The 8,996-nt window shown below is 58.5% G+C and carries 9 protein-coding genes; all 9 read left to right on the top strand.

Features of this window, described 5'->3' with window-relative positions; genetic code table 11:
• A partial coding sequence (locus ABJK70_RS16090; RefSeq protein WP_347258469.1) for a hypothetical protein occupies positions 1-739 on the top strand: 739 nt, incomplete at its 5' end.
• A 490-nt stretch (positions 740-1,229) separates the two neighbouring features.
• Positions 1,230-2,438, top strand: a complete 1,209-nt coding sequence (locus ABJK70_RS16085) for a cyclopropane-fatty-acyl-phospholipid synthase family protein (protein WP_086132812.1) — start codon at positions 1,230-1,232, stop codon at positions 2,436-2,438.
• Positions 2,439-2,591: 153 nt separating this feature from the next.
• A complete protein-coding gene (locus ABJK70_RS16080; RefSeq protein ID WP_086132813.1) occupies positions 2,592-3,872 on the top strand; it encodes an NAD(P)/FAD-dependent oxidoreductase in 1,281 nt (426 codons plus the stop codon).
• Positions 3,873-3,913: 41 nt separating this feature from the next.
• Positions 3,914-4,966, top strand: coding sequence for a hypothetical protein (locus ABJK70_RS16075; protein WP_347258468.1), 1,053 nt, complete (start codon positions 3,914-3,916; stop codon positions 4,964-4,966).
• 53 nt (positions 4,967-5,019) lie between these two features.
• Positions 5,020-5,289, top strand: coding sequence for a phosphopantetheine-binding protein (locus tag ABJK70_RS16070; protein ID WP_240502592.1), 270 nt, complete (start codon positions 5,020-5,022; stop codon positions 5,287-5,289).
• Positions 5,290-5,292: 3 nt separating this feature from the next.
• Entirely contained in the window at positions 5,293-5,934 is a 642-nt protein-coding gene (locus ABJK70_RS16065; protein ID WP_347258467.1) for a hypothetical protein, read from the top strand.
• Positions 5,935-5,974: 40 nt separating this feature from the next.
• Positions 5,975-6,274: a beta-hydroxyacyl-ACP dehydratase gene (locus ABJK70_RS16060; RefSeq protein WP_077731648.1), complete on the top strand. Its 300-nt coding sequence runs from the start codon at positions 5,975-5,977 to the stop codon at positions 6,272-6,274.
• Positions 6,271-7,266, top strand: coding sequence for a lipid A biosynthesis acyltransferase (locus ABJK70_RS16055; RefSeq protein WP_347258466.1), 996 nt, complete (start codon positions 6,271-6,273; stop codon positions 7,264-7,266). The genes ABJK70_RS16060 and ABJK70_RS16055 overlap by 4 nt, the downstream gene beginning before the upstream one ends.
• A 619-nt stretch (positions 7,267-7,885) precedes the next feature.
• A complete protein-coding gene (locus tag ABJK70_RS16050; protein WP_347258465.1) occupies positions 7,886-8,854 on the top strand; it encodes an IS110 family transposase in 969 nt (322 codons plus the stop codon).
• Positions 8,855-8,996 lie beyond the last annotated feature (142 nt).

Below are 8,996 nucleotides of genomic sequence, written 5' to 3'. Positions count from 1 at the left end.
CTCCGATTCCCGCACCAATGCCGGAATGGACAGCATCGGCACCTATTCGAAAATGCACACTTTCGTGTGGCCGGGAGAGCGGGTTTTTGTCTTGCTCTCCGCCGGCAATCTCGCCACCACCCAGGCGGTGGTGAAAAAGATGTATCGCGATGTCGAGCAGGCCTGGGTACCCAATCTGATGACGGCGACCAACATGTGCGAAGCCGCGGATTACGTCGGCATGATCAGCACCCAGCTACAGCGCCAGCAGGCTAGCCGCGATACCGCCAACACCAGCTTCGAGGCCACCTTCATCTTCGGCGGCCAGCTGGGCCATAGCCCGCCCGAGACCTTCATGATTTACCCGCAGGGCAATTACATTCACGAATCGGGGGAACATCCCTTCCTGCAAATCGGCGAAACCAAATACGGCAAGCCCATCCTGGACCGCATCATCAAGCGGGACATCGGCCTGGAGCGGGCCGCCCGATGCGCCCTGGTCTCCATGAACTCCACCATACGCAGCAACGTGACCGTCGGCCCGCCGGTGGAATTGTTGATCTACGAGCGAGACAGCCTGACCGAAGGCCGCCGGCTGTTCCTCACCGAGGATGATCCTTTCGCCCGGCAGCTTTCCGAGAAATGGAACGAGGGGTTGATTCTCGCTCTGGAAAATCTGCCGAATTTCCCCTGGGAAAACGCCGAATCGCAAACTGCCGACTTTAAGCTCGCCCTGCTCAAGCAGCAACTCGATCTATAGAAACGAACAGGCTTTTCGCTGAACGATGCCGATTGGCGCGTACCCGGTTCCAGCGGTTCGGCATCTGTCGCTTCCCGTTTTGTCTCACTCAGATATAGGGTGGATTAGACGCGCACTGCTACGAGCCATGCCGTCGCTGCCGGACTCTCCGCGCGCCTAACTCACTGATTCCGCGGCCTTGCCCGGTGGACGACGGCGCGTGGAAACACCAAAGGACACCTCGAAAAACCGTCGCGAGCGCCCCGAGTGCTAGGCGCCCGGAGCACAGGAACCGGAGTGTACATGGAGTACATGAGGATTCCGCGCACCGCGCAACGCAGCAATCGAGTCGCGCAGTAGATTTTTCGAGGTGTCCCAAAGGAACTTTTCGGTTCCCTTGCGATGCTCTCCCAACCCGCCCTACGCCGGAAACACGAATCGGAACATTGTTTTTGGCTATATCCTATCCGGGTAGGCTTTTCGTACCGCGGTGAACAAGGAGTGAAAACCGATGGCACTGGAAAAAATACTGCATCAGACCGTAACCGGACTATTGGACCGGCATATCCGGGAAGGCTCTCTCCATCTTCACGTTACAGGCGGTCCGAGCCGCCGCTTCGGAACCGGGCAGCCGGAAGCGCACTGGAATGTTCTAGACCCCTCGGCCCTGCTCCGTCTCTTGTGGGATCCGGAACTTCAATTGGGCGAAACCTATCTCGAAGGCGGTTGGAACGTGGGATCCTCCGAGGCGTTGCCGGCGTTCATGGAGGTCATGATGCGGAATTTCTCCGAACCCGGACCCGCACCCTATCTGCATGTCCGCCGATGGTTGCACCCGCTTGTTAGAACGGGTAACGCCATCGCCCGCAGTTACCGGAATGTGAGCCATCATTACAATCTCGACGAATGGCTGTTCCGACGGTTTCTGGATGAACGCCTGTTTTATTCCTGCGCTTATTTCGAAACGCCCGAGCAGACGCTCGAAGAGGCGCAACTCGCCAAATGCCGGCTCATCGCCCGAAAGCTGCGTCTACAGCCCGGAATGCAGGTCCTCGATATCGGCAGCGGCTGGGGAGGCTTAGCCGTTTACCTCGCGCAAGAAGCCGGCGTCGAAGTAACCGGCGTAACGCTCTCCAGGGAGCAACTCCGAGTGGCGCAAGCCGATGCCGAACGACTCGGACTTCAAGATCAGGTTCGCTTCCATCTTCGAGATTACCGGAAGCACACCGGAGAATATGACCGGATCGTCAGCGTCGGAATGTTCGAACATGTCGGAGCCCGACACTATCCGGCTTTCTTCCGGCAAATGGCGAAACTGCTGAAACCCGACGGCATAGCACTGCTCCATACCATCGGCGCCACCAACAAGGATGGCCCTGCCAACCCATGGATAAAGCGCCACATTTTTCCGGGCAGTTATATCCCTTTGCTTTCCGACGTGTCGCCGGCAATGCAGCGCTCGGGCCTGATTCTGACCGACCTGGAGGTGTTGCGGCTGCATTATGCATATACCCTTCGCGAATGGTTTCGGCGTTTCCAGAACCATAGAGCCGAAGTGGTCGAGCGGATGGGAGAACGCTTCGCCCGCATGTGGGAATTTTATCTGGCGGTATGCGAAGGCTCGTTCCGCTGGCGCGATATGGTGGTTTTTCAACTTCAGCTGGCGAAGCGGCATGGAGCCGTACCGATCACCCGGAACTACCTCGTGACGGATCATTGAGAAAGGCGCGTCCCTGATCGGCCGATCCCGGCCGCGCCGGCGGCCGGGCGGGTCTGCGCCCCCTGTCTTCTGCAAACGTGGCTTGGCAGCACGAATCTTGCCGATTATCCTTATCGGCCTCGGGGGCTGACTTATCAACTCAAGAATTCTCATATGAGCGAATCATGCGATGTGCTGGTCATCGGGGGAGGACCGGCCGGGTCGTCGATTGCGGCGTTGCTGGCGGAAAAGAATTGGCGCGTCGTTCTGGCCGAAAAGGATCGACATCCGAGGTTTCACATCGGCGAATCCCTGCTGCCTTTGAGTCTTCCTTACCTGGAACGGCTGGGCGTGCTGAATGAGGTCGAGAAGATCGGTCTTCGCAAGTACGCCGCCGAATTCGATTCCATCTACCACGGCAAGTGCTCCGACTTTCAGTTCGGCGAGGCTCTGGACAAAACTCATCCCTATGCCTTCGAGGTCAAGCGGGCGGAGTTCGATCATATCCTCTTGAAAAACGCCGCCGCCAAGGGCGCGGACGTTCGCGAGGGCTGCCGCGTGACTTCGGTGGAATTCCACGAAGGCCGCGTGGATAAAGTCAGGGCGACCGGTGAAAACGGCGCGGAGCATGTCTGGCAACCGCGCTTCCTGGTCGATGCATCGGGCCGCGACACCTTTTTGGCCGACAGGCTCGGCACCAAGGAGCGCAACAAGAAACACAGCAGCGCGGCTGTTTTCGGCCATTTCGAAGGAGCCGAGCGCAGAAGCGGCCGGGACGAAGGCAATATCAGCATTTACTGGTTCGATCACGGCTGGTTTTGGATGATCCCGCTCAAGGGGGACCTGATGAGCGTTGGCGCCGTCTGCTGGCCTTATTATCTGAAAGGCCGCCAGACACCGGTCGAACAATTCCTGTTCGACACCATCGCCTTATGCCCGCCGGTGCAAGCTCGCCTGAAAAACGCCCGGCTGGTATCGCCCGTAACCGCGACCGGCAATTATTCGTACGCTTCCAAACGGATGAGGGGCAAGAATTACTTGTTGATCGGCGATGCTTTCGCCTTTATCGATCCGGTATTTTCCAGCGGCGTCCATCTCGCGCTGTACGGCGCGATGTCCGGCGCGGAGACCGTGGACGGCATCCTGCGCGAGCCGAAAACCGCGGAAAAACGCCTCAAGCAGTACGAAAAATCGGTGCGCCGCGGGCTGAAGACGTTTTCCTGGTTCATCTACCGCATCACCACACCCGCCATGCGGGACTTGATCATCCATCCTCACAACCGGTTCCGTATCAAGGAAGGCGTCATTTCGCTGCTTGCCGGCGACCTGTTCCGGAACACCCCGATCGCGCCCAAACTCTTGATGTTCAAGGTTATTTATTATTTGAAAAGCCTGTTCGACCCGATCAATAACTACGCGGCCCATAAGCGCAGACGCCAAAACATCGCATCCTGAAGCTCGTCTCATATACGCCCGACATGAATTTGCCAGCACGAATGGGCTCTTTCGATCCGAGCCTAGGCGTTACGCAACAGCGTTCCGCCAGGCTTGATCCGCCCGTTTATCTCACCCTGTTTCCTGCCGAAGCCCTGAGCGGTCTGACGAACACGAAGCCAGCCTCCGTGCTCGGAATCATCGGCTTCGATGGCTTTTCCGAATCCGGTACAGACACGCCGTACCCGGTCCTGACGCTGCCCATGAGCAGCTTGGACGAACAAAAGCTTTGCGAAGTCTGGCTCAGCCCACAGCCGGCACGCTACGGAGAACATCAGGGGATACGCTACGCCTGCAACGGCGATATTCTGTTCGGCTGCTTTTATTTACCCGACCAGGAGCAGGATTCGGTGGAAGCCCGGACTTACCGGACGTACTGCCGGATACTGGATCTGATCCGCGTCTCCGGCTATACCCATCTCATCCGCATGTGGAACTATCTTCCGCGGATCAACGGCGAATACCTTGGGCTCGAAAACTATCAGCGCTTTTGCCTGGGGCGGCACCAAGCCTTCGCCGAAGCCGATTACGTGTTCGACCGGGATTTGCCCGCCGCCAGCGCGATCGGGACCGGGACGGAAGGGCTGCGGATCTATTTCATCGCCTCCCGCGCGCCAGGACGCCAGATCGAGAATCCGCGCCAGGTGAGCGCCTATCGATATCCGTTACAATACGGACCGCGCAGCCCGTCGTTTTCGCGCGCGACGCTGACGGAGTTCGGCGGTGAACGCCAGCTTTATCTGTCGGGAACCGCGAGCATCGTAGGGCACGAAACCCTGCATCCCGAGGATGCGGCCGGGCAATTGCGGGAAACGCTGAGCAACATTCAGGCCGTACTAAACGAGCTGGGCCAGTCCCGAATCAAGCTCGAAGAATTGGGGCCAGACAGCATGTTGAAAGTTTATATACGCCATCACGAACATTTCGGCATCGCGAAGCGACTGCTCGCGGAAACCCTGAATCCTTCATGCCCGGTTATCTTTCTACAAGGCGATATTTGCCGCAGAGACCTTTTGCTGGAAATCGAAGGCATTATTCGATTGCCCCGTCCGTAATCCGGTCCAAGGCGATCGGCCTTAATGATCTAACTGTCGAATATCAATAGCTTATGACCACGCAACTGACCCCGATGGAACTGGAACTGGCACGGATGATCGTCGAATCGTTGAATCTCGAAGCCATTCCCGAGCACATCGAGCCGGAAAAACCTCTGTACCGGGACGGGTTGGGACTCGATTCCATAGACCTGCTCGAACTCTCCCTGGTTATCTCCAAAAAATACGGACTTCAGATCAAATCGGACGATCCGGACGTCACTAACATTTTCTCTTCGCTCCGGGCGCTGGCCAGCACCATCGAAAAGCGGCGTTCGAAATAAGGTATGGGGATCAAACCGGCTTTAACCGTGTGCCTGGCGGCGCTGTTTCCGGTTTTTTCCTTTGCCGCCGTCCGTTCGGACATCTCGCCGGTCTGGCTTGGATTCGTCGATTTTCTTCTCTTCACGGCCATCTTGATCGCAATGCGCTTATCGGGCGAAGGCCGGTCGAGCATGATAGGCCGCCTTTGGCCTTTCGCGGTGGGCATAGGCCTCTGCGCGCCGCTCTTTTATCTGAGGCCGGACGCGATGATCTATTTTTCGCCCGTCGGCATCGGCCTGATACTCGCAAGCCTATTCCTGACGACGCTGACTCCGGGACGGGAACCGCTGATTACACGCTTTGCCCGGCTGGAGCGGCGGGGTGTGCTGCCCGACGATTTGCGGATTTACACTCGCAATCTCACCTGGGCCTGGGCGATCTTTTTCTGCCTGTTGGTTCTGGAATCGGTGTTGCTGGCCTTGTTCGCTCCGGTGAAAACCTTTCTCCTATTCACCAACACCGTGAATTATTTCTTCGTCGGCGCGTTTTTCATCACCGAGTACATCTACCGGCGCATCCGCTACCGGCATCACAGCCATCCGTCCATCCTCCACTTGATCGCGACCATCGCCCGCTCGGGCGTAATCTCGGCTCCCAAGAACTGACCGGAATTCCGCCGGGCGAACTCGAACGACAACCAGACCGATGGAGGCACACTTTACCGTTTCATCAGACCACCCTGCCCTGCCCGGTCATTTTCCGGGCAATCCGGTGGTGCCCGGCGTAGTGATTCTGGACGAGATCGCCTGTCTCTGGCTGGCGGGCCATCCAGGCTTTCGCCTCGCCGGCATTCCTGCCGCGAAATTTCTCTCGGTGCTCCGTCCGGGCGAACCGTGCCGGGTGCAATTCGATGATGCGGGAGAAAAATCGGTGAAATTCGACTGCTTCTCGGGCGACCGGCGCATCGCGCAAGGGCGTCTGCTGTTCACCTCAGTCGCACCATGAGCCGCAGCTGGATTAATCAAAAAGAGCGCAGCACCGGCTTCTGGCTGCGAACGATCGTCTGGATCGCCCTGCGGCTCGGGCGGCCGATCGCCCGCGCCCTGCTCTACCCCATCACGGCGTATTTTCTGATTTTCGCCGACCGCGCGCGGCAAGCTTCCGCTGCCTATCTGACACGCATCTTCGGTAGACCACCGTCGGGCCGGGAGTTGTTCCGCCACTATCACACTTTCGCCGAAGCTCTGCTCGACAGGGTGTTCGTGTTCGCCGAGCGGGACGAATTCTTTCAAATCCGGATGCACGGATTCGATCTGCTGGAGCGGCTGATAGCGGACAAACAGGGATTCCTCCTGGTCGGCGCCCATGTCGGCAGCTTCGAAATCCTCCGCGGCCTCGGGCTGAGGCACAGGGGGCTTTCCGTCAAGGCGCTGGTTTACGGCGAAAATTCCCCCAAGATCAATGCCATTTTCAGGACGCTGAACCCGGATCTGTTCAAGGACATCATCCCCGTAGGCACGGCGAGCGCCCTTCTGGGGCTGGATGAGCACATCGCTAACGGCGGCGTGGTCGCCTTGCTCGGAGACCGCAGCGTACACGGGGAGAAGCGCGTCCTGTGCCGGTTTCTCGGCGAGGACGCCTGGTTCCCGGCGGCGCCAGTGCTGCTGGCGAACTTGTTCAAGGCTCCGGTGATTCTGTTCTTTTGTCTCCACAAAGGCGGCGCCGATTACGACGTACACTTTGAGCTGCTGGCCGAGCGCATCGAGTGTTCCCGGAAAAACCGCGACGAAAAAATCCGGGCGTTCATGCAGCACTACGCCGACCGGCTGGAACATTACTGCCGCCAGGCGCCTTACAATTGGTTCAATTTTTATGATTTTTGGGATAAGAGCGACAGCACGGACGAGCAGCGTATGTCCGATGCCTTAAGTCCCGAAATGGCCCGGAATTTTGAACCTCGTCGAGCATCCGCCAATCGTGGCTCTCCGACTTCATAATTCGATCCAGCCCCGCTCAGACGGTCGAACCGAAGATCTTGCACTAGAGCGTCTTCATCTCGCTCGTACGGCAAAACAGGCTTGGCGGAACTCGTTGGCGCCTTCGGCTCGGGTGAACCGATTCAAGCATTCGTCGGCAATCCCTTGCCGGCGAAGACGCTCGGCCGGGCCGTGGCGTCGCGAAAGGACTCCCGATCTACGGGGATGCACGGTCGTAGGTCGGCAATCCCTTGCCGACAAAGACGCTCGGCCGGAGCATGGCGTCGGGAAGGGCGGCTTCGGCGCTCCAATCGCAAACGGTCATCCCAGCGCTCCTGGGATGACCGTTTGCGATTGGAAGGTCGCGACTAAAGCGACGTTTGCGATTGGGAGGGATTCCCGACCTTGTATTATGAATTCCGTGTGGTTCGGAAGTGGTTGGAGAAGACTCCCCCGCCGGTAACCACAGGCCTGGAGGGCACTCCAGGTTTGAGCGACTGGATGCCGTTCCCGCCCTTGGGACACCTAGCCCGTTGCGTAGATCGATGCAGCAGTCGCTCACCCTCATCGAGCGATCGAACAGTATCTTCGGCCCGGCATGCCGGCAGCCCGCATTCACAAGGTAGATCATTTGAGGTTCATGATGCCCACGTTTTATCTCGGAATTGATGTCGCCAAAGCCAAACTGGACTGCGCGTTACGCCTCCCCAACGGGAAGTTCCGAACCAAAGTCATCGCCAACTCCCAAGACGGGTTCGCCACCCTCGTCACTTGGCTCACCGGCACAGAGGCACGGGATGTTCACGTTTGCATGGAAGCCACTGGGGTGTATTGGGAAGACGTCGCCCAATGCTTGGCTACCCAAGGGCTCACTGTCAGCGTCATCAACCCCGCCCAAATCAAAGCCTATGCCGCTTCCCGCTTAACCCGGACGAAAACCGATGCCGTCGATGCGCGCCTCATCGCCGAATTTTGCGCCGAGCGCCATCCGCCTCCCTGGCAGGCGAGAAGCCAAGCCGAAGTCGCCTTGCGCGCGCTCGTGTTGCGTCTGGATGCGTTGCAAGCCATGCGGACCCAGGAAAGTAACCGCCTGGAGGTCGCCCGGGACGCGGTGCGCGCCAACATTCAAGAACACCTGAATTGGCTCGATCAGCAGATCAAAAGCCTGATCAAAGCCATCAATGAGCACATCGACTCTAACCCCGATCTGAAAGGGAAGCGCGAATTACTCGAGAGCATCCCCGGTATCGGGGAACGCACCATCGCCATTCTGCTCGCCTTCTATGCCGAGCCTAGCCGCTTCGCCAATAGCCGGCAAGCCGCCGCCTTCGCCGGGCTCGACCCGCGCCGGCAGGAGTCCGGAACGAGCGTGAAAACCAAGCCGCGGCTGTCCAAAGTCGGCCATGCCTTCTTGCGCAAAGCCCTCTACATGCCGGCCATGGTGACCCTGTATAAGACCGCTTGGGGCCAGCCATTCAAGAACCGGCTCGCGCTCTCGGGTAAGCCCGCCAAGCTCATCATCGGTGCCATGATGCGCAAGCTCCTCCATGTCGCTTTCGGCGTCCTCAAGTCCGGAAAACCCTTCGATCCAGCACTCCATGGCACTTGACCCGGATAACAGTATCTACTCGCCAGTGCTCGTACAGTAGGTTTAAAAATGCACTAGCTGCGCAGCGCTCGCCGGTGAAATGACGGACAGCACGGCGACGCCGCGTCACTCGAACCGCCAAGCCGATGCCATATCAAATCTT

The sequence above is a fragment of the Methylocaldum sp. genome (assembly GCF_039794385.1).
Lineage (GTDB): Bacteria > Pseudomonadota > Gammaproteobacteria > Methylococcales > Methylococcaceae > Methylocaldum.
The sequence above is the reverse complement of the archived record's forward strand: the minus strand, read 5'-3'. Positions and strand labels throughout refer to the sequence as shown.